The organism is Dysgonomonas sp. HDW5A (genome assembly GCF_011299555.1).
Classification (GTDB): domain Bacteria; phylum Bacteroidota; class Bacteroidia; order Bacteroidales; family Dysgonomonadaceae; genus Dysgonomonas_A.
In genome coordinates, this window is the sequence record NZ_CP049857.1 from 202,388 (window position 1) to 225,215 (window position 22,828).

Annotated in this window: 20 protein-coding genes and 1 riboswitch; of the genes, 5 read left to right on the forward strand and 15 right to left on the reverse strand. The window is 37.5% G+C overall.

Features of this window, described 5'->3' with window-relative positions; all coding sequences use genetic code 11:
- Positions 1-12 precede the first annotated feature (12 nt).
- Together G7050_RS00710 and G7050_RS00715 are read right to left on the reverse strand one after the other, a co-directional pair.
- A complete protein-coding gene (locus G7050_RS00710) occupies positions 13-1,146 on the reverse strand; it encodes an efflux RND transporter periplasmic adaptor subunit (protein ID WP_166109745.1) in 1,134 nt (377 codons plus the stop codon).
- Positions 1,147-1,307: 161 nt separating this feature from the next.
- Positions 1,308-1,739, reverse strand: a complete 432-nt coding sequence (locus tag G7050_RS00715; RefSeq protein ID WP_166109748.1) for a DUF6769 family protein — start codon at positions 1,737-1,739, stop codon at positions 1,308-1,310.
- Between the two features lie 394 nt (positions 1,740-2,133).
- On the opposite strand from G7050_RS00715, the gene lgt reads away from it, so the two are divergent.
- From lgt to dgt, 3 genes are all read left to right on the forward strand, one after another.
- Entirely contained in the window at positions 2,134-2,982 is an 849-nt protein-coding gene (gene lgt, locus G7050_RS00720) for a prolipoprotein diacylglyceryl transferase (protein WP_166109751.1), read from the forward strand.
- Positions 2,983-2,997: 15 nt separating this feature from the next.
- Positions 2,998-4,200 carry an FprA family A-type flavoprotein gene (locus tag G7050_RS00725; protein WP_166109753.1) on the forward strand — a complete coding sequence of 401 codons (1,203 nt, stop codon included), beginning with the start codon at positions 2,998-3,000 and terminating at the stop codon, positions 4,198-4,200.
- Between the two features lie 147 nt (positions 4,201-4,347).
- Entirely contained in the window at positions 4,348-5,676 is a 1,329-nt protein-coding gene (gene dgt / locus G7050_RS00730) for a dGTP triphosphohydrolase (RefSeq protein WP_166109756.1), read from the forward strand.
- Here dgt and G7050_RS00735 read toward each other — a convergent pair.
- The 13 genes from G7050_RS00735 to G7050_RS00795 all read right to left on the reverse strand — a co-directional run bounded on the left by G7050_RS00735 (position 5,673) and on the right by G7050_RS00795 (position 20,411).
- Positions 5,673-6,266: a YiiX/YebB-like N1pC/P60 family cysteine hydrolase gene (locus G7050_RS00735; RefSeq protein WP_166109759.1), complete on the reverse strand. Its 594-nt coding sequence runs from the start codon at positions 6,264-6,266 to the stop codon at positions 5,673-5,675. The genes dgt and G7050_RS00735 overlap by 4 nt on opposite strands.
- Positions 6,267-6,305: 39 nt before the next feature.
- Positions 6,306-6,650, reverse strand: coding sequence for a DUF4878 domain-containing protein (locus G7050_RS00740; protein WP_166109762.1), 345 nt, complete (start codon positions 6,648-6,650; stop codon positions 6,306-6,308).
- A gap of 3 nt (positions 6,651-6,653) precedes the next feature.
- Positions 6,654-8,933 carry an NADP-dependent malic enzyme gene (locus tag G7050_RS00745; RefSeq protein ID WP_166109765.1) on the reverse strand — a complete coding sequence of 760 codons (2,280 nt, stop codon included), beginning with the start codon at positions 8,931-8,933 and terminating at the stop codon, positions 6,654-6,656.
- Between the two features lie 318 nt (positions 8,934-9,251).
- Positions 9,252-9,752, reverse strand: a complete 501-nt coding sequence (gene tpx, locus G7050_RS00750; protein WP_166109768.1) for a thiol peroxidase — start codon at positions 9,750-9,752, stop codon at positions 9,252-9,254.
- Between the two features lie 85 nt (positions 9,753-9,837).
- Complete coding sequence (gene uvrA, locus G7050_RS00755) at positions 9,838-12,672, reverse strand: excinuclease ABC subunit UvrA (RefSeq protein WP_166109771.1); 2,835 nt, start codon at positions 12,670-12,672, stop codon at positions 9,838-9,840.
- Between the two features lie 155 nt (positions 12,673-12,827).
- The gene (locus G7050_RS00760) at positions 12,828-13,802 is read right to left on the reverse strand and encodes a lytic transglycosylase domain-containing protein (protein WP_370521924.1); all 975 of its coding nucleotides are present in this window, start codon (positions 13,800-13,802) and stop codon (positions 12,828-12,830) included.
- 106 nt (positions 13,803-13,908) lie between these two features.
- The gene (gene cdaA / locus G7050_RS00765; RefSeq protein WP_166117604.1) at positions 13,909-14,649 is read right to left on the reverse strand and encodes a diadenylate cyclase CdaA; all 741 of its coding nucleotides are present in this window, start codon (positions 14,647-14,649) and stop codon (positions 13,909-13,911) included.
- Positions 14,650-14,740: 91 nt separating this feature from the next.
- On the reverse strand, positions 14,741-15,577 hold the full coding sequence (folP, locus tag G7050_RS00770) for a dihydropteroate synthase (protein WP_166109777.1): 837 nt from the start codon (positions 15,575-15,577) through the stop codon (positions 14,741-14,743).
- 19 nt (positions 15,578-15,596) lie between these two features.
- Positions 15,597-16,778, reverse strand: a complete 1,182-nt coding sequence (locus G7050_RS00775) for a Xaa-Pro peptidase family protein (protein ID WP_166109780.1) — start codon at positions 16,776-16,778, stop codon at positions 15,597-15,599.
- 81 nt (positions 16,779-16,859) lie between these two features.
- Positions 16,860-17,435 (reverse strand): nicotinate (nicotinamide) nucleotide adenylyltransferase, encoded by a 576-nt coding sequence (gene nadD / locus G7050_RS00780; protein WP_166109783.1) that lies wholly within the window; start codon positions 17,433-17,435, stop codon positions 16,860-16,862.
- Positions 17,432-17,995 carry a guanylate kinase gene (gene gmk / locus G7050_RS00785; protein ID WP_166109786.1) on the reverse strand — a complete coding sequence of 188 codons (564 nt, stop codon included), beginning with the start codon at positions 17,993-17,995 and terminating at the stop codon, positions 17,432-17,434. Before gmk ends, nadD begins: the two co-directional genes overlap by 4 nt.
- 83 nt (positions 17,996-18,078) lie before the next feature.
- Positions 18,079-18,951, reverse strand: coding sequence for a YicC/YloC family endoribonuclease (locus G7050_RS00790; RefSeq protein ID WP_166109789.1), 873 nt, complete (start codon positions 18,949-18,951; stop codon positions 18,079-18,081).
- 173 nt (positions 18,952-19,124) lie between these two features.
- Complete coding sequence (locus G7050_RS00795; RefSeq protein WP_221412819.1) at positions 19,125-20,411, reverse strand: voltage-gated chloride channel family protein; 1,287 nt, start codon at positions 20,409-20,411, stop codon at positions 19,125-19,127.
- Positions 20,412-20,527: 116 nt separating this feature from the next.
- Positions 20,528-20,594, reverse strand: a riboswitch (Fluoride riboswitch).
- Between the two features lie 117 nt (positions 20,595-20,711).
- Here G7050_RS00795 and G7050_RS00800 point away from each other — a divergent pair.
- On the forward strand, positions 20,712-21,215 hold the full coding sequence (locus G7050_RS00800; RefSeq protein WP_166109792.1) for a SoxR reducing system RseC family protein: 504 nt from the start codon (positions 20,712-20,714) through the stop codon (positions 21,213-21,215).
- Positions 21,216-21,381: 166 nt separating this feature from the next.
- Complete coding sequence (gene aldA, locus G7050_RS00805) at positions 21,382-22,818, forward strand: aldehyde dehydrogenase (RefSeq protein WP_166109795.1); 1,437 nt, start codon at positions 21,382-21,384, stop codon at positions 22,816-22,818.
- The last annotated feature ends 10 nt before the right edge of the window (positions 22,819-22,828 follow it).

A 22,828-nucleotide genomic window follows, 5' to 3' on the forward strand; every position in this document is an offset into this window, starting at 1 on the left:
TTTCTCCTTTCATTAGTGAGTATGACCTTGAGGTAACGTTCCTGATGCTGCAGCCAATTTTATATGATAAGCTCCTTTGCTTACCACTTTATCTCCGGTCTTCAGACCCGATAAGATTTCTACATTTTGCCCATCACTCGCACCTAGTTTAACCTCTTGCTTTTTGTAATCGTCAGCATTTAACTGAATATAAACAAAGTATAAACCTTGTGATTCGATTAATGATGAAACAGGCACAGTAAGAACGTCTGCTCGTGGCTTTCCTAAAAGATAGACTTCGACATATGAACCCGGAACAATATTTCCCACATTATTAAACTCAAAACTTACAGGGATATAAAATCCATCGCTACTTGTCGACTTTCCATAAGAAACCAACTTTCCACCCAATTCCGACAATTGATAAACTCCATCATAATATGGAATGCGGAAATTAGCAGATGTAATATTTTTAAGGTCTTTATAGTAGCGTTCCGAAATATCTGCACGAAGTTGTAATTTCTGACTTTGGGTAATTGTAAACAAGGGCTGACCAACTTCTACATACTGCCCCTCGTTTACCAATCGGGCTTTAATATATCCACTAATAGGAGCAGAAATACCTGCACCGACATTAGTCTGTCCTTTAGCATACGATTGATAAGAAACCTTTGCATTTTCATAATACAATTTAGCTTCATTGAACTCTTTCTCGGAAATCAATTTATCACCAATAAGAGATTGTGCCCGTTGGAATTCTTTTTCTGCCATCTCGTAAGTTGACCGGGCTTTCACCCCGGGATCACCATCCGGTAAATTACGTGAGGATATAGATAGCAACGATTCTCCCCTACCTACCGATACACCTTCGTTTATAGAGCTTTTATTAAACGACACGATTCCGCTTGCAGTAGCAGAAACAGTTACCTCATCACCGGGAGGCGATAATATTTGTCCGCTTGTCTTTATTACTTCGTGAAATGAAGTCGGTTCTATTGAAATAACCTCTAAACCTATATTCTTGGCTTGCTCGCTTGTAAAAACAATCTCATTTGAATGATCTCCCGTTTCGGACTGTGCAGCATCGTCATGCGAATGTTCTCCGTGCCCTGTACAACTCCAAGAGAGAGCCAGAACACCGAACATATATATAATCTTTTTTCTCATTTTTCTTCTTTTGAAGGTCTCAGACCTATTTTTGTCATAATAAGAGTGTAACAGCAATAGCGTGTAATAGCCTTAAAATATTAGACACAATATTTTAAGCAGCTAAAACCACTAAAGCATACTGAATATGTCAAACCTGTGTTGACTTCAATAAATTGTTATTATCCTAAAAAAGAAGGAGGGGCTCTCAGGCTCTTTATAGAACCTGCGAAAGGTGAAGTATAAGTATCGGTATAAGGTATTTGATTCTTTTCAGTAGTAGAATCAGGAAATTCCAAATATAAATTACTCAACGGATATACCAAACAGTATAACGAGAGTAAGTTTATCGAATTAGTCGTATCTAAGTCATCATTCAAATCATTCTGACGAATAACAATCTGCTTGATATCGCAAGCATCGAGATTTTGCGAACAATGATTTTTAGCATGGTTATGGCCTTGTGCCGAATGACATCTAAGACAATCGGTACTACTTTCTTTTGTAATACAAACGATTCCATCGTGGTGAAAATGAGGTAGAATAACATGAGCTTGCAGCAATACACAAGCTAACATTAAACATATTTGTATTATAAACTTTTTAGTTTTCATAAATGATTCTACCTTTTTCTGATTGCAAATGTAGTAAATACTTGCTGCAACCTGGTTGCATTTTTCGATTTAAGGTTTGAAACTTTTTCTATTTGGAAGAAAAATATAAGCTATTCACGGTAGGGTTGCAAGATACGGCATTAAGGTAAACAAACAAAATTCAATTCTAATAAATCATATAAAAACGACTACAAATCAAGTATCCGCCATAAATATTTTATAACTTATTAGCTAGATAAATCTATTTTATTTTCTGTATATTTGCGGCTTAATAGTAATAGGTACTCTTTAACATAATATATTGGTAAGCATCAAATACAGCATTATTTCATAATAGAAATCGTTTGTACTTTAGACTTACTTATTAAAGAAAACTGTTCTAACAACGTCATTTATGCTTGCTTTTATAACATGGGATATTAGTCCCGAACTAGTTAATATTTTTGGACGGGAAATCCGTTGGTACGGATTGTGTTGGGCAATAGGTGTACTCTGTACATCTTATGTGGTACAAAAAATGTATCAATCGGAGAAACTTCCTGAGAAATGGTTCGATTCTCTTTTTGTCTATGTATTAATTGGTCTTATTATAGGTGCCCGACTAGGGCATTGTCTGTTTTATGACCCCGAATATTACTTATCTCACCCCATCGAAATCTTAAAGATATGGGAAGGTGGTCTTGCCAGTCATGGAGGAGCTATCGGGATGACTATCGGAATATGGCTATTTTGCCGTAATGTCAGCAAAAAAAGTATCATCTGGGCACTCGATCGCCTTATAGTAGGGGTAGCCATAGGAGCTGCTTTTATCCGTGTAGGTAACTTGATGAACTCTGAAATATATGGTGGTCCGACTACCATGCCTTGGGGATTCAACTTCGTGAGAGACAGAAGCTGGCACTTGCCAATCGCAGAAGGAGGAGCAGGTGAATTACCTTGTCATCCGACACAGATATATGAAGCTGTCATCTATTTTGCGATATTTATTCTGACGATGTATATGTTCTACAAAACAGATGCAAAGAAAAAGCAAGGTCTGATATTGGGTGTTTCTCTGATCGGAATATTTTTATCCAGATTCTTTATCGAGTTCCTGAAAAATGTACAGGAGCCTTTTGAGTTACAAATGAGAGCAAGCATAGGTATTAACATGGGGCAATTATTAAGCATACCATTTATTATATGGGGTGTTTGGCTAGTATACAATGCTCTGAAAACGAAAGAACAATCTATCAAAAAATAATATATTACTTGTATTATGTTAAAACCTATTCAAATAAAAGAAGACTTATACTATATTGGCGTCAATGACCGAACAAAGGCTTTATTTGAAAATTTATGGCCTCTCCCTAAAGGAGTTTCGTATAATTCTTATTTAATTGTAGACGAAAAAACAGCACTATTTGACACTGTAGATATATGTTATTCTGACATTTTTTTACAGAAATTAGAAACAGCACTAAACGGAAAATCATTAGATTATCTTGTGATTAACCACATGGAACCTGATCACTCGGGCTCTCTAAGATTACTTAAAACCAAATACCCTAATATTCAAATCGTCGGTAATAAAAGAACTGCCGATATGGTAAGCGGGTTTTATGGTATTACTGATGGAGTAATGATCATTGAGGATGGACAAGAACTGAGCCTAGGTAAACACAATCTGGTGTTTTATCTGACTCCTATGGTACACTGGCCTGAAACGATGATGACTTATGAAACAACCGAAAAAATGATTTTCTCGGGAGACGCATTCGGTACATTCGGAACACTTGATGGTGGTATAACCGACAAACAATTACATCCTGAACGTTACTACGACGAAATGGTACGCTACTATTCAAATGTAGTAGGCAAGTTCGGTTCTCCTGTACAAAAAGCATTACAAAAACTAAGCCACCTCGAAATCAATTATATTTGCTCGACACATGGTCCTATCTGGACTATTCCGGAGCAAATTAATAAAGTGATTTCGATCTATGACAAACTAAGCAAATATCAAGGTGACGAAGGTGTGGTTATTGCATACGGAAGTATGTACGGAAATACCGAGCAAATGGCTGAAACAATAGCTTTAGAACTAGCTCAACAAGGTATTAAAGAAATTATACTTCATAATACATCGAAACGTTCGCATTCATATATTATCCGCGATATATTTAAGTACAAAGGTCTTATTATCGGATCGCCTACTTATAATAATAAATTGTTTCCTGAGGTAGCTACTCTTCTTGCAAAAATAGAAGAAAGAGATATGAAAAACAGATATTTCAGCTATTTCGGTTCATATACATGGGCAGGTGCAGCACTTAAACGCATCGCTCAATTTGCTGAAAGTACCAATTTCGAAATTATAGGTACTCCTGTAGAAATGAAACAATCGATGAGTATCGATACCTACAACGCATGTGTAGCGCTGGGTAAGACTATGGCCGACAGACTTATCCAAGACAGATAAGCCATAGTATTTTAATGATTCGCTCTTACAAAAGCAACAATAACTTCATAAACGAGACTATTATAATAGTCTCGTTTATCTTTAGGTATCAGACCTTTTTATTACTTTAGCAAGTAAATATCATTTAACGCTTCATTTACTTAAAATATGGAATGGCAAAAACTACTATCGTCTAAACGTTTTGGAATGGAAGAATTTCACGATGAAAGACAACATGACCGATCCGATTTTCAAAGAGATTATGATCGCCTCATCTTTTCATCTCCTTTCCGTAGACTTCAGAACAAAACACAGGTATTTCCCCTTCCGGGTAGTGTGTTCGTACACAACCGATTAACTCACAGCCTAGAAGTTTCCTCCGTAGGACGTTCAATCAGTTTGATGGTATCAAAAGCCTTGCGCAACAAATACCCCGATTCTCCTGCAGCATTCGAGGAAATAGGTTCCATTGTTGCTGCAGCTTGTTTAGCACACGATTTAGGTAACCCTCCATTTGGACATTCGGGCGAAAAAGCCATTGCCACTTATTTTTCCGAAGGCAAGGGACAACCGCTTTATCACGATATCGTAAAAGGTGACGGACGCTGGGAAGATTTCATCAACTTCGATGGTAATGCAAACTCAATCCGTTTGCTTACACATCAATTCATAGGACGCAGAAAAGGCGGCTTCGCCATGACCTACTCGATGTTGGCTTCTATCATTAAATATCCTTTTTCATCGGAGCTGGCACATGGTAAAGGTAAATTCGGCTTCTTTCAAGCCGAAGAGCCTGACGTTATAAAAATAGCAGATGAACTAGGAATACCTAAGCTACAGGAACAGCCACTTAAACTGGCTCGCTATCCGCTTGTATATCTTGTGGAAGCTGCTGATGATATCTGTTATAAGATAATGGACATTGAGGATGCTCATAAATTACATATTCTGACTACTGAAAGAACCATTGATCTTTTCATAAACTTTTTCCCTCCCGAAAAACAGGAAAAAATGAGAAGAACCATGTTGCTTGTAAATGATGTAAATGAGCAATTGGCATACCTGCGATCAAGTGTAATCGGCCTACTGGTTAATGAGTGTGCGCAAGTATTTATAGATCACGAAGAAGATATACTAAATGGGACTTTTAACAGTCCTCTAATCAAACATATTCCTGAACTTTCGAGCAATGCTTATAAGGTTTGCACCGATTACAGCGTCAAATACATATACAAAGCTAAAGATGTTCTGGATATCGAACTTGCAGGACACCGCATCATTGGGCTGCTGTTAGATACTTTCATGGAAGCTATACGCAATCCAGACAAAGCATATTCGCAGCTTTTACTAACAAGGGTTCCCGAACAGTACGAGGTACAAGACCCTTCATTGTATACGCGTGTATTAGCTATATTGGATTATATATCGGGAATGACCGACATTTATGCACTGGATTTATATAGGAAGATCACAGGTATGAGCCTGCCTGCGGTTTAAGGTTTTCTGATGATCGGTTTCATCTCTTTTGTCAGATAAGTATCATCAATAGCAAAGTAAGGCTTATTTCGAATACTACCCGTCGCTTTTATCAAATTGCGATGGGTTGATTTATTTATAGAAAGAGCTATCAACTCTGTACAATAGACTTTATCATCTGAAGTATTATCAAAATCAAGATCGAAAGGTGTTTCTTTATTTAAATATTGGGTGGCAACGTAAACAATAGAATCGCGCACTGTTTGCGTTGTATCTAATCTGTAAACCGCCCAAGTAGATATATTCTTAAGAAAAACGTTTAACGACTCTTTCCTGACTCCTCCTACCCCTGTCAATTCACTTGCCTCAGCATGTATGACGTATACTTCACGATTGTTATCTATAGCTATAATACCGCCATGGGAATATAATTTTTCTCTATTTGATGATTTTCTAAAATAATCAGAGAAAAAACCATTTCCATGGCGGTATATAATATCTCCATTCCGGAATTCTTTTAAATCCCATTCACTGGAAGATGAATTCTCATTGCTATGACAACTCACCAATAAAAGAAAGAGACTTAATAAAAATATCTTAAGTGTATCCAACTAGATTGTACTTACTAAAGGAATAAAAAGGTTGTGACCTTATTTACCCATTGTAACTTTCCACTGACCGTCTCGTTTTACCAAGTTTAGCTCTTCCTGACTTCCTAGAGGTGAAGTATAGGTAACCCAAGCAATAGTATCACCAACAATAGAGTCTTTGATCATTTTAAACTTAAAGTCAGGGTATTTAGGAATAGAATCGCCTGACATTTTCATCGCCATATCCAATAATGATGCCGTTCCGGCTGTCATATGTTTTTTGGCTTCTTCCATATCACCTTTAGCCATGCTTTCAGTAAATTTTTCGGCTGTTGCTTTAGGTGAATTGGTATCGCATGATACAAATGCAACAGAGATCAATAGCAACACTAGTAATTTTCTCATAATTTACTTTTTAGTTTCATATACAATAGCATCAATAACAGCCACAGTAGTCAAATTTATAATATCTCGCACAGAACTCTCTATATCTGTAAAATGTACAGGTTTGTTCAGTCCCATTTGAATCGGTCCGATAGTCTCACCCGATATTCCCAGATCAACAAGTAATCGGCTTACCACATTTGCGGAACTTAAATTGGGGAAAATTAAAGTATTTACATCTTTATCTTTCAATGTATTGAACGGAAAGGTAGTATCTCTTAATTCTTTATTCAAGGCAAAATTAACCTGCATTTCACCATCAATTACTATTTCCGGATTATTCTTGTGCAGATAATCTACTGCCTGAGAAATACTATAAGGACTACCATCCTTTTCTGCACCAAAATTTGAAAAAGATAACATAGCCATTACGGGATCGGTATTGAAAAACTTCACGGCATTGTGAGTTAATTTCGCAATATCAACCAAAGCATCCGTATTAGGCCACCTGTTTATAAGCGTATCAGCTATAAAGAATGTACCTTTCTTGGTTTGAAGAATATGCATTGCCGCAAAATGTTTTGTATCGGGACGTAGACCTATCACCTCTATTGCCTTTTGAGCAAATTCCTGATAATGACTGTATACCCCTGTAATCAAAGAGTCAGCTTCACCTGTTTCGACCATCATCATTCCAAAATAATTACGGTCGTTCATTTTCTCAAAAGCTTCAACATAGGTAATACCTTGTCTTTGTCGCTTCTCGGATAGTAAACGGGCATATTTATCACGACGAGCATCTTCAGACAAAGCTCTATGATTTATAATTTCAATACCCTCTAAGTTCAGGTTATTTTCCTTAGCAATCCGTTGTATACGTTCCGTATTCCCTATAAGGATAGGAAAACATATCTCCTCATTCTTAGTTAATACAGCAGCCTTTATCATATTGATGTGATTACCTTCACAGAATACAATTCGTTTAGGATGTTGTTTAGCTAAGTTTGTCAACTGTCTCACCAACTTATTACTGTATCCCATCATCTCGGTCAACCTATTTTCATAAGCAGACCAGTCGTCAATAGGCTTACGGGCCACACCCGATTCTATTGCAGCCTTGGCAACAGCAACAGAGACAGCTGTTAATAATCTTGGATCTAATGGTTTCGGTATGAAATAATCCCGTCCAAATACAGTACGCTGAAGACCATAAGCTGCATTTACAACATCGGGAACTGATTCTTTTGCCAGATTAGCCAATGCTTTTACCGCAGCCAACTTCATCGCCTCATTAATACCTCTGGCTCTCACATCTAAAGCTCCTCGGAATATATAAGGAAATCCTAACACATTATTTACCTGATTAGGATAATCAGATCTTCCGGTTGCAAAAATCACGTCTGCCCTAGCCTCAATTGCATCATCATAAGCAATCTCGGGATCAGGATTAGCCAAAGCAAATACAATAGGATTGTCATTCATCGATTTCAGCATATCAGCTGTAACAACACCGGCTTTCGATAGTCCTAAAAAAACATCAGCACCTTTCATCGCTTCCGTTATGGTCGAAATATCTCGATCCGTTGCAAAGAATTTCTTCTGTTCATCCAGATTCGTTCTTTTAGATGATATAACACCTTTACTGTCACACATCACCACATTCTCTTTGCGGACGCCTAAGCTCATATATAATTTAGTACAGGCAACAGCAGATGCACCCGCACCACTAACAACGAGTTGAATATCTTCTATTTTTTTTCCTGAAATTTCCAAAGCATTCAATAAAGCCGCCGAAGAAATAATAGCTGTACCGTGTTGATCGTCGTGCATAACAGGAATATCAAGTTCCTCTTTTAAGCGTCGTTCTATTTCAAAGCATTCGGGAGCTTTTATATCTTCGAGATTGATTCCTCCAAAGGTTGGAGAAATAGCTTTCACGGTTTGTATAAATTTTTCAGGATCTTTTTCATCCACCTCAATATCAAAAACATCTATTCCTGCAAATATTTTGAAAAGCAATCCTTTTCCTTCCATCACAGGTTTTCCTGCTAAAGCACCAATATCGCCAAGTCCCAGTACAGCCGTCCCATTAGATATTACAGCAACTAAATTGCCTTTAATGGTATAATCGTAAGCTGTTTCGGGGTCTTTTTCTATTTCGAGACAAGGATCTGCTACACCCGGCGAATAGGCTAATGCCAGATCGGTTTGAGTACTGTAAGGCTTGGTTGGAACCACCTCTATTTTTCCGGGTTTACCCTTCGAGTGATAAAGCAAAGCTGCTTCTTTTGTAACTTTTCTCATAATGCCAATACTGGTTCTTGATAGATTGTTTTACAAATTGAATTCTTTAAAATATAAAGAATTATACCAGAAAAAAAATAGATTCTGATATAAAAACGAAGTTAATGAAAAAAGTGCGATTAGTAGTTTAAATTAATAAATTAAGTTTGCAGAACTATTTATTGCTTTGGTAAGAAAAAAAGCGATAGATAGTTATAGTTTTAAACTATATCATTAAATAGTTGCTTTTACTTAAATAACAAAAGGTTAATGTTATAAAAATAGAAAGTCCGCGAAATCACTTCGCAGACTCTCCTTCTTAACACAAACTTTACAAAACTACACAATAGAGTTGATTGCGGTCTGATAATTAGGCTCTTGCGTAATCTCAGGAACCAACTCAATGTACGATATATTTCCTTTAGGGTCGATGATCACCACTGCACGGGCTAAAAGGCCTTTAAGTGGTCCGTCTGTCATCAACACGCCATAATCTTTTCCAAATTCCGGGCTTCTAAAAACTGACACCGGACTTACATTTTCAATTCCTTCTGCTGTACAAAATCTTCCTGCAGCGAAAGGTAGGTCTGCTGATACTGCCAAAACAACTGTGTTGTTTAATTTAACAGCCTCCTGATTGAATTTTCTAACAGAAGCAGCACATACACCAGTATCTAAACTTGGGAAAATATTTAAAACAATTGTTTTCCCTTTATAATCAGAAAGAGACACTTCCGCTAACTGACCACTTACTAATGTAAAATTAGGAGCTTGAGTACCAACTTTAGGTAGATTACCTATTGTATTTACCTCACCACCTTTAAAACTTATTTTTGCCATAGCTTATTGTTTTATTGATGCTCTCTAAATTCAAGAGCAAATTTATACTGTTTTTTGTTATTTATCTAACTAAAATCTAACTTTTTTATATTTTTAACTCTATTTTAAGGAAATTCGCAGTAATACCTGCATTTTTCCTCACTAATTCTTCGGGGGTACCCTGCATCATCAACATTCCGCCTCCTGATCCACCTTCAGGTCCCATATCTATTATATAATCGGCACACTTAATTATATCAAGATTATGCTCTATTACAATAACGGTATTTCCTCTCTCAACCAATTGATTCAGCACATTTAATAAAACCCTTATATCTTCGAAATGAAGTCCGGTAGTAGGCTCATCCAAGATATAGATAGTATTACCTGTATCTGTCCGTGCTAATTCTGTAGCTAGTTTCACCCGTTGCGATTCTCCTCCTGACAGCGTTGTAGAGGGCTGACCCAGTTTAATATAACCTAATCCCACATCCTGAAGAACCTTAATCTTGTGTAAGATATTAGGTGTATTTTCAAAGAACTCAACTGCCGCATTAATCGTCATATCTAAAACATCGGCTATAGATTTCCCTTTAAATCTTACTTCAAGAGTTTCTCTATTATAACGTTTACCATGACAGTCCTCACATGGAACAAATACATCGGGCAAGAAGTTCATTTCAATCGTCTTATAACCATTGCCTCCACATGTCTCACAACGCCCTCCTTTTATGTTAAAGGAAAACCTACCAGGCTTATAGCCTCTTATTTTAGCTTCGGGAAGACTTACAAATAAATTTCTTATATCCGAAAATATTCCTGTATATGTTGCCGGATTAGAACGAGGGGTTCTTCCGATGGGCGATTGGTCTACACTAATCACCTTATCTACAAACTCCATTCCTTTGAACGATTTGTACGGAAGGGGGTCTGCAAGCGATCTGAAAAAGTATTGGCTAAGTATCGGCAGCAAAGTTCCGTTCAACAAACTTGATTTACCACTACCCGATACTCCGGTAACACAAGTAAGTGTACCTAGAGGAATTTTTATGTCTACAGATTTCAGATTATTGCCTGTTGCACCTTTCAGTTCCACAAAATGCCCGTTACCTTTTCTTCGTTTCTTAGGCACTTCTATCATTTTTCGCTCATTCAGATAGTCGGAAGTCATGGTGTCGGCTTTAAGCATCTCTGCCGGAGTTCCAGCAAATACAACTTCTCCTCCTCTACGACCCGCAAAAGGCCCCATATCTATAATATAATCGGCTTCGAGCATCATATCTTTATCATGCTCTACAACAATAACCGAATTACCTGAATCTCTTAATTTTTTCAGAGATTTAATCAATCTCACATTATCCCGTTGATGAAGACCAATACTAGGCTCATCGAGAATATAAAGGACATTAACAAGCTGAGAACCAATCTGTGTAGCAAGTCGTATACGCTGACTCTCACCACCCGACAAGGATGCAGAAGCTCTATTGAGTGACAAATAACTTAATCCCACATCGAGAAGAAAAGTCAAACGTGAAAGAATCTCTTTTTTTACCTCAGCAGCAATATGTCTTTGCTTTTCAGAGATATGCTCGTCCATATTTTGTACCCAGTCATAAAGCTCCTGGATATCCATAACCGATAATTCTGCAATATTTTTATCATTGATCTTGTAATGCAGAGCCTCAATATTAAGACGCTGACCTTTACAATCGGGACAAGTTCTGGTTGTTATAAACTGATTTGCCCATTTCTGAGCGGTAGCCGATGCTTCGCTCTCTTGTTGCATGTTGATGTATTTTGCAACACCTTCGAAAGTTACGCTATATGTAGAACCTCCTAAAGTCTCGTTTTTTATTTCGAGTTTCTCGTCAGTTCCAAACATTATTTCATCCAGAGCTTCTTCGGGAATATTTTTAATCGGAGTTTTTATAGTCACTCCGTATTTTTCACAAATAGCTTCGATCTGCCAGAAGAACAAAGAGTTCTTATATTTACCAAGAGGTGCTATACCTCCGGCATGTATACTTTGTTCGGGCTTTGGTACAATCTTATCCATATCGATCTGATTGACAACTCCCAAACCTTTACATTTAGGACATGCTCCAAATGGCGAATTGAATGAAAAATTATGTGGTGCAGGCTCTCCATACGACAAGCCCGAGCTGGGGCACATCAACTGGCTACTGTAATGACGCACTTCTCCTGATTCAACATCTTGGATCATAATCAGCCCATCACCCTGTTTCATCCCCACCCGTACACTATTCTTCAACTGATCACTGAATTTATTGGATACAGCCATCTTATCGACCAGAATCTCGATACTGTGATTCTTATAACGATCGACACGCATTCCGGGAAGAATCTCTCGAATCTCACCATCGATACGCACATTCAGATAACCTTTCTTTCTGATCTGCTCGAAAAGTTCCTTGTAGTGTCCTTTACGATTCCTAACAACAGGAGCCAATATATATATTTTCTTACCCAAATAACGGGTCAAAATAAGCTCAAGTATCTGCTCTTCGGTATACTTAACCATCTTCTCTCCGGTTAAATACGAATAAGCATCTCCTGCCCTTGCATATAGAAGACGTAGGAAGTCATATATTTCGGTCGTAGTTCCTACTGTAGAACGAGGATTACGATTTGTGGTTTTCTGTTCAATCGAAATAACAGGACTTAATCCTGTTATCTTATCTACATCGGGACGCTCCATTCCTCCTAAGAAGTTACGTGCGTATGCCGAAAATGTTTCGATATAGCGTCGTTGACCCTCTGCAAATATTGTATCAAACGCTAAGGAAGATTTTCCGCTACCACTCAATCCGGTAATAACAACCAGTGAATTACGGGGAATATCAACATCAATATTTTTCAGATTGTGTACACGCGCTCCGTATACAGATATTAATTCAGTCTCTTCAACTTTGTGATCCATTGTTTATCCTAAGGCCTCAGACCTTTTTATTGCTTTGATTGTAGGGGCAGGTCTCTGTGTTCACCTTCAGTTTACAAGTAAAGCAAACCCTTACAAGCAGAAATGCGATATTTACTATTTTCTTTTACTTAAGGTCACAGACCTTTTTATTGCTTTTACTCCGTAACCCATCTTTTATCATATACTTTTATTTTTTCGCCTCTCTTATAATAAAGAGACTCGCTATTAGGTATAAGAATAGTATACGAACTTTGACTTTTTGGGGTTATGGTCAATTTACGATCCCTTAACCAGGAGTTGAAATCTTTCAATTGAGCATAAGTCACACCATTATCTTTGGCAAAAGAGGCCAGATCGGGTATGCTTTGAGTAACCTCAACCGAGTTAAATTGAATCGGTTTATACAATTGATCGGCAGATATTACATAGCCATATTTATAGGGATTCTCAAAAATACATTTGAGTGCCAACATTCTAAAATAATAACGTGAAGTTTCTTCCACCAACCACAAATCTAAACTATCTTCAGCTTGTTGTTTATCCAATTCGCCGCTGATACGTCCCATGCCTGCATTGTATGACATAGCTACGCTTGACCAGTTTCCATACTTACGATAAGCACTGTTTAGATATTTACAAGCCGCCTGAGTCGATTTTTCGATAGAATATCTCTCATCAACTTCACTGGTAACCTCCAGCCCGAATTGAGTAGCAGTGGCAGGCATCAGCTGCCATAAACCCGATGCTTTGGCTGATGATACTGCCCGAGGATCAAGCGAACTCTCAATTGCAGCCAAATACCTGAAATCTTCGGGTATACCGTTCGCTTTCAATATAGGGTCTATAATCGGGAAAATACGGTTAGCTCTTTTGATAAGCAACAGCGTAGTTGAATGAAGGTATGCAAAACTATTTATCTCACGATCGAAACGCTCATGAAGATCATATCTGTCAAGTTTCAAACTTTCACCTGCCAGACTCACTTCATCGGGTATTTCGATAGAGGTTGTCATTGCCAAAACTTTAGGATTTTTCCGTTCTTCAAGAGTGGCTTCCGAAGTAGACAGCAAAAACACACCTAATGAACACACACATGCAATTGAAGCAGCTAGTATTATATATTTCTTCATCATAAATTCTCCTTAGTTAGTTAAGTAATAAAAGTATAAAACAACCATTTTAAGACCATAGCTTATACCGGGTATATCTACCAAAGCAATAAAAGGCTTAAAAATTTTATTTATGTGTACGTTCTGATTTATCAGTCTTACCTACAGGTTGATTTAGCAATTCCTGTAGTTTTTCGGGAGTTATATTAGGATATATGTGTCCTCTACTCATAAATGAAATTTTACCCCTTTCCTCGGAAACTGTTATAACTTGTGCATCTGTTTCCTGACTAACACCAAGTCCTGCCCTATGTCTCAATCCAAATTGTTTGGGAAGGTTCGGGTTTTGTGATATGGGTAATATACAACCGGCAGCAGTCACTTTTCCTTTCGAAATAATCATTGCCCCATCATGAAGCGGACTATTCTTGAAAAATATATTTTCGATTAAACGTGTACTGACATCTGCATTTATAATCTCACCTGTTTGCTCATATATTCCCAACGACATCTCCCGCTCTATAACAATTAAAGCTCCGGTATAAGTCTTAGACATATTCATACATGCCAGAACAATAGGCGTTACAAAATTATTTCCGCCGGTATCACGGCTTTTACCACCAAAAAGCTTAACCAATGACCGGAATACACTATTGGCACCCAGTGTCATAAGGAAGCGCCTGATCTCGTCTTGAAAGAGGATAATAATGACAAACATTCCGATACTTACAAATTTATTGAGGATAGCCCCCATCAGTCTCATTTGCAGTACATGCGAAACGATAATCCAGAGTATAATAAATGCTATTATCCCTTTAAATATGGTGGTAGTTCCCGATTTTTTGACAAGATTATACAACTGATACATTACAAATGCCACCAGTAGAATATCAATAATGTCTTTTATTCCGAAATTCTCCAAAACTAAATATCTTTAAGGTCTCAGACCTAATTTATCTTTACTTATATCTCAACTGCTCTGTGATTTTAACAGCTTCACAAGCTTCCTTCACATCATGAACACGCAAAATATTAGCACCGTTCATCAGAGCATATGTATTAAGAACCGTAGTACCATTAAGTGCCTCTGAAGATGCCACTTCGAGAAACTTGGTTATCATCGATTTTCGTGATATGCCTACAAGCAAAGGTAATTCAAAATTTTCAAAAAAATTCAAATGCCTCATCAATTCGTAATTTTGGGATACGTCTTTCGAGAATCCAAATCCGGGGTCAAGAATAATATCATTGACGCCCAATTGATGCAAACGAGCTACCTTTTCGGAGAAATAATAAGCTATATCCTGAACTAAATCGTCATAATTATTCAGCTTTTGCATGGTTTGAGGAGTACCCCTCATGTGCATCAAAATATACGGTACATGAAGATCGGCGACAGTCTGAAACATATTAACATCAAGACTTCCTCCAGAAATATCATTAACGATAGCAACTCCATAATCCTGCACACATACTTTGGCAACATTCGCATGAAAAGTATCTACAGACAAAATAACATCGGGAAATTCCCGATTTATAGCCGATAAAGCAGGCGATAAACGTTCGATCTCTTCTTCTGATGAAAGGAATTGTGAGGATGGACGAGTCGACTGCGCACCTATATCAACAATAGTCCCACCTTGAAGAATGATCTCCTCTACCCTCTTTAATATGTCTGCCTCATTTTGTTTGCGGCTTCCTTCATAAAAAGAATCAGGTGTAACATTGAGTATCCCCATCACCACAGGGGTAGACAGATCAAGTAATTCTCCTTTGATATTTATCGTCTTTATCATACTTTTATTCGCCAAGACTTTATAGGTCTAAATCAATTATACTTTCTTCTAAAACAGTCAGATTCTCAATATTATTATCATGAACCAAATAGGTATTCTCTACACCTACTGCCCCTACATTTGGAATTACAAATTTGGGTTCAAGTGCAAAAACCGTATTACTTACAAATACCTCTTTCGAACGAGGTGTAAGTACTGGCGGCTCGTTTATTTCGAGACCAACGCCATGACCTACAAATTTAGCTTGTAGCTTCGTTCCCATAAAATAAGCTTCCAGATCATTCTTTTTAGTAAGATCCATAGCTATATTATATAAGTCGGCACAAGGCGTTCCCTGTTTTGCAGTCTGCTTAATTACTTCATGTATCTCTCTCGAAACCTCATGTGCTTTATAAGCTAAATCGGATAATTTACCTACTGAAAAAACACGGGTCATATCAGTCATCCAAGGTCCATAATTACCGGCCATATCTACCATGATGGCATTACCTTGTTTTATTTTTTCGCCACAAGCACCAAGAGGCAAAATAGCATTTCCACCTTTTCCTCCTAAAGCAAAATCGAATGGAGAGGGACTTTCGGCATTTTCGCCTACCAGCAAACTACCCATGTAGATATCCATATTTGCTCCGTAGCTTCTGAATATACCTAATGAACCATGCTGACGCATCAGATGTTCAATCTCGAATTGTAATTCAAGATCGGTCATTCCTTTTTTATATAGATTGGGGATTTGCTTATATACCTCTACGTGTTTTTTCGCACACTCTCTGACCTGAGAAATCTCAAAATCTGATTTTACGGAACGTAACTGACGCAACAATACTGAAGCATTTACTGTTTCGGTTATTTGCATTGAAGATATCAATCGGCTACATTCCGAGAATGACAATGTATCTACCTCCAAAAGCACTTTCTTAGGTAAAGCTAAACCCTGCTTTTGCAGTTCTTCAACTATCTGCTCGGGTTTACGAATAAAAATCGCATTCTCTAAAACCGCATCAGTAGTTCTTTTTAAGAAATGAAATGCTTCTCCCTCAGCAGGTAAATAGAAGTACCCATTGTAGATACATCCTGCAACGTAAAACACATTGACCCCTGTTGTCAGGATACAAGCATCCACTCCATCTTTTTGCATTTCGGCTTGAAGTCTTTTCCGGCGTGCCTGCAAATCGTTGAATAAAGATGTATTGAAATCCATATCTTTTATATTTTTTCTGGTCTAAGACCTATTCATTTTCTTCTTAAAAAAAGTAGAACTGTAGCTTAGAGCAACTATACCTTAACGGTATAACTCTTTTTCTTTGATATATTGATACACACTTTCGGGTAAGAAAGCATGCATGTCTTTTCCTTTGGTAAATCCTTCCCGAATAAAGGTTGACGAGATCTCTATAATAGGGGAATTTAGAGCCTCTACATTCTCTTTCAGCTTCTTAGATATAGATATACGATACCCTAACCGAGGATAAACATATATTCTATATTGCTCTAATATCCCTTCGAAATCTCTCCATCTATCGAATGACTCCCAATTGTCCGCCCCTATAATTAAAGCAAATGTATTTTCGGGATAAGCATCACTTAATGCTTCCAACGTATGCACTGTATAAGATGGTCTGGGGAGAGAAAATTCAAAATCGGAGGCTTTTAATTTCGGATAATTTGCCAAGGCCAGTCTTGTCATTTCAAAACGGGTATTTTCGTCCAATAAAAGAGTATCTTCTTTGAGAGGATTCTGAGGTGTCACCAAAAACCAAACTTCATCAATATCCGTAAATTCGGTGATGAAGTTCGCTAACACCATATGCCCGATATGAATCGGGTTAAATGATCCGGAAAAAATTCCTATTTTCATTCTTGAAGAAATTTAGAAACGACAGCCAAAACCTCAGCTTTTGCCACTTCGAGATTTTCATTGTGAATAATCACATCAAAACGGGGAGCAAATGTTATTTCGTATTCAGCTTTTGCAATCCGGTCTTGGATTACTTCGGCATTATCCGTGCCTCTTTTCTCCAGTCTATCTCTCAATGCCTCAATTGATGGTGGCTCTACAAACACCGAAAGAGCCTTATCGCCGTAATGCTCTTTAATATGACAACCTCCTACAACATCAACATCAAAGATAACATTGCCTCCATTATCGGTAATACGTTGAATTTCGGATTTTAAAGTCCCATAATATCTATCAGTATAAACCTCTTCGTATTCGAGGAACTCATTATTTTTTATTTTTTCCCTGAATTCATCAGGAGATAAAAAATAATATTCTACTCCATTTTGTTCGGTTCCTCTCGGAGGACGGCTGGTGGCAGAAATAGAAAAAGAAAGATTCAGATCCTGCTCCAATAAATAATTTACTATTGTCGATTTTCCTGCTCCCGAAGGTGCGGAAAAAATAAGAAGTTTACCCATTAAATTAAAAAAGTTTACGAATTTACAAATAAACGAGTAAACAAGGCTTACTTACTTGTCAACTCGTTTACTTTTTTGAAACTTTACAGTACGTTAAGTACTTGCTCCTTGATTTGCTCTAATTCATCTTTCATCTGTACAACCAATTGTTGCATCTGCACATGATTAGCCTTAGATCCTGTTGTATTTATTTCACGTCCCATTTCCTGAGTTATGAAGCCAAGCTTTTTACCCTGACCCGACGTGTCGTTCAGTGTTTCAAGAAAATACTTAAGATGGTTTTTCAAACGGGCTTTTTCCTCATTTATATCTAACTTTTCGATATAATAAATCATCTCTTGTTCGAAACGGTTCTTATCGTAATCAAAATTCTCGATTTTTTCAAGAGCCTCAATAATACGAGCTTTCACCTTTTCAACACGCTCGCCTTCGAAAGGCTCTATAGCTGTCATCAAATTACCGATATTAGAAATCTTCTGAATAAAGAGGTCTTCCAACATTTTACCTTCCTGCTTTCTGAATTCAACAAGTTGATCTAATGCCTGATTAATGACATCTGCTACAACTTTCCATTCTTCCTCATCTGCATCCTGTGCTTCATATTTCAAAACATCGGGTAATCTTAATAGTACTTGAAACCAATCCGATGGTACATCAATTCCTAACTTTTCAGAAGAATTTTTAATCTGGTTGTAATACGATTCAAGTACATTCTGATTTATCTGAGATGTAGTTTCCTTACTTGTATTCTCGACATAAATAGCAAAATCAACCTTACCTCGTTCGAGACGACGAGCTATCAGGCTACGCACGTTTAACTCCTGTTCTTTATACACACTAGGAATACGCACTGATAGATCAAGCTGTTTACTATTCAAAGATTTAACCTCAACAGTAATTTTCTTATTCGATAATTCGGCTGTTGCTTTGCCAAATCCTGTCATCGACTGTATCATATAATTTGTTTTAAGGTCTCAGACCTATTTATTATTCATTGGCAGGCAAAAATGCAACTGATGGCTATCTTTATAAACAAGGTTGCATTAAATACTTACTACTATTTATTCTTTCACAAAAGTAACCTTTTTGGACGAAACTATAATCAATATTTGATCTCCAAATAATAATGTCAACGCTTTATTTCGTCTATATGCTGCCCTCTCTCATGCGTATATCTTCCGAATTTAGGTTCACCCACCATCTGTTTCCCATAAATACCTGTATGACCGGATATTAAATATGAAATTACGCAAGCGATTGCTGCATACACACCGCATCCTCCGCCAAATAATTCAATAGCCATTATTGAACAGGCTATCGGCGTATTGGTAGCACCTGCAAATACGGCAACAAAGCCTATTCCGGCCAACAAGCCCATAGGCAAAGGGATAAACAGCGACAGTGCATTTCCTAAAGCTGCTCCTATAAAAAACAGCGGTGTAACTTCTCCACCCTTAAATCCGGCAGCCAGTGTTATGATTGTAAATGCTATTTTCAATAGAAAAGCATAGGGAACAAGTTGATGGTCAAAAGAATCTACAATAACAGGGATGCCCAATCCGATATAATCGGTGGTATCCATTGCCCAAACGGCAATAATAACGATCAAACCTCCGACAAAAGGGCGGAAAGGGGGGTATTTTATTTTCGATTTGAAAAGTGCTGTTACATAATGTATGCCTTTACTGAAAAACACGGCACAAAGTCCGAAAGCCACTCCTGCAAATATTGTATACAATAAAGTTTCGGCTGAAATTTCAGGTACAAACGAAATTGAATAATGTGTATGATGGGCTTGCCATGCTTTAGTCGCTAAATCGGCGATAACAGACGATAAAAGAGCCGGTAACAGGGCATTGTACCTCAAACGTCCTATCAGGAAAAACTCCAGACCAAATATTGCTCCTGCCAGAGGCGTACCGAAAACAGAACCAAATCCGGCAGCCGTAGCAGCGACTAGTAAGATACGGCTTTCTTCAGAGGTTAATCGAAAAGGTTTACGAAAAACATCGGCAATGGCTCCTGCCATCTGAATGGCTGTACCCTCTCGTCCTGCCGAACCTCCGAATAAATGAGTAACTACTGTACCTATATATACAAGAGGAGCCATTCGAAAAGGAATCCTTTGTTCGGGTTTATGAATCGTATCGATCAAGAGGTTATTTCCTGCATTGGCTTCTTTTCCATAATAATGATACAACAAACCAATAAATACTCCGGCGATGGGCAGAAAAGCCATAATCCAAAGATGCGATTGCCTGTAATTAGTTACAAAATCGAGAGAATGCAGAAACAGAGCCGAAGCCGAACCAATACAAATACCAATAACGGCACTTATTGTTATCCACTTAAGAATATACAATATAAAGGGGTAATTTCTAAGAATTAATCGGAAATGAATGCTGATTTTTCGCACAAAAAAAATGTTTTTGTTTCTTTATTAAATTGCTTCAGACCTTTTCTTATTACTTCCATAAGTAAAATAGCAATAGCTGGCTATTATCCTTAAAGACAGTAATAATATTAAAATCATTTTAATAAGGCGTCATCAGCTTGTTGAAGGCGGTTGGTTAAGGAAGACACCATTTCCTTTAAGATCATAAAGATAATCACTTTATATTGAAAATAAAAAAGGACATATTAAAATAGCCTATATTTTATTGCAGGATTTATAACTCTTACATACTTTTGAGCCCGAATTAAAAACATCCTATTCATGAAATCAAAATATACCTCTTTATTGAGATTCGAAACGATCATTATTATATTTATTCTCGTGGCTTTTTCTTTGACCTGGATAAGCTGGGGTAAGCTCATTGTTACAGGGTGGGATCTGCCTTCTTTGTATAAAAAGACTACCAAAATTTCGAATACAATCATGTTCTTCGCTAAAAAGGATTCTCCACATCTAGCATATGTATTTTACATAGTACCGTTATTGAGTTTAATATCGGGTATTTTTTTGTTTAAGATGAGATACCGAACCGCTAATCTTATATTAGTACTCACTTCTATATTGGGAATATTTGTTTCTATATATATGTATATTTATTTTATTACCTCCAAGATGTTTAAACTCTCCAATGCAGGAGGAGGTATACACCTCTTACTTTTGGTCAGCAGTATAGGGTTGATATGGTCGTTTATATATTGTATCAGAAAAAAGAAAAATAAGGATATTCCTTTAGAAGCAGTTTCTGAAACTAATGACCTGCTTTAAGAAAATATACTAACTGAAAAGCATTTAGCACACTATAAATGACATAAATCGAAGTCTTTTTTTTGATTTTTTCGCATTCTTTTGTGGTAGAAGTACAAAGTATTCCCTATTTTTGGATTTACAGACTAGCAATCTTTAACCAATTAAAAATACTATTTGTAACGCCATGAAAGAATTAAAAATGTTCATCGATGGGAAATTCATCGAAAATACTTCAGGAAAGTGGATCAATGTCCTAAATCCTTCAACAGAAGAAGTAATCGCAAAGATGCCTGACGGCACTCTCGAAGATACAAAAAAAGCCATCGACGCAGCAGACGCCGCTCAGATACAATGGGAAAAAACTCCCGCCGTTGAAAGAGCCGGTTACCTCCTTAAAATTGCTGCGGGCATTCGTAAAAGGGAAAAAGAAATAACAGATATTATTGTACAAGAAGGTGGTAAAACACAAGGCTTAGCAAATGTTGAGGCTCTGTTTACCGCCGATTATCTGGAGTATATGGCAGGATGGGCACGACGTTACGAAGGCGAAATTATCCAAAGTGATCGTCCTAACGAAAACATATTCTTATTTAAGAAAGCTATCGGTGTAACAACAGGCATCCTACCCTGGAACTTCCCATTTTTCCTTATAGCCCGAAAAGCTGCTCCGGCACTCGTTACAGGAAATACGATAGTAGTAAAACCAAGTCAGTTAACACCTATCAATGCATACATCTTCGCACAGATTGTCGAAGAAGCAGGTGTACCCAAAGGAGTATTCAATCTGGTCAACGGACGTGGTTCTGTGATCGGTCATGAACTGGCAGCTAATCCTAAGGTGGGCATGGTGAGTCTCACAGGAAGTGTTTCAGCAGGACAACAAACCATGGCTGCTGCAGCTCCTAATATCACCAAAGTATCTCTCGAACTGGGGGGAAAAGCTCCTGCCATAGTAATGGACGATGCCGATCTCGATTTAGCCGTTAAAGCGATTATTGCCTCAAGAGTAATTAACACAGGGCAGGTTTGTAATTGTGCCGAACGTGTATATGTACACAAAAATGTTAAAGAGGCATTTATGACTAAATTGGTTGCAGGAATGAAAGCTGTTAAAGTAGGAGATCCGAATAAAATCGCCGATCTTGATATGGGACCGTTAGTAGAAGAAAATGCTCTCAAATCGGTTCAGGATAAAGTTGAAAAAGCAATTAAACAAGGTGCAAAATTAATCTGCGGAGGAAACCGTATCGGAAATAAGGGATATTTCTTCGAACCAACTATACTTGATAATGTTACTCAAAATATGGATATTATCAAAGAAGAAACATTCGGTCCCGTTTTACCGATTGTAGAGTTTACCGATATAAATGACGCTATTGCTTGGGCTAATGACTCCGAATTTGGCTTAACCTCTTCGGTATATACTCAGAATTTAGACACTGCTTTTAAATTGGTGAGAGCTCTTAAATTTGGAGAGACATATATCAATCGTGAAAACTTCGAAGCCATGCAAGGATTTCATGCAGGATGCCGCAAATCGGGTATTGGCGGTGCTGACGGAAAACATGGATTGGAAGAATATCTACAAACTCATGTAGTCTACTTAGAAACAAAGGGTTAATCATTCGTTA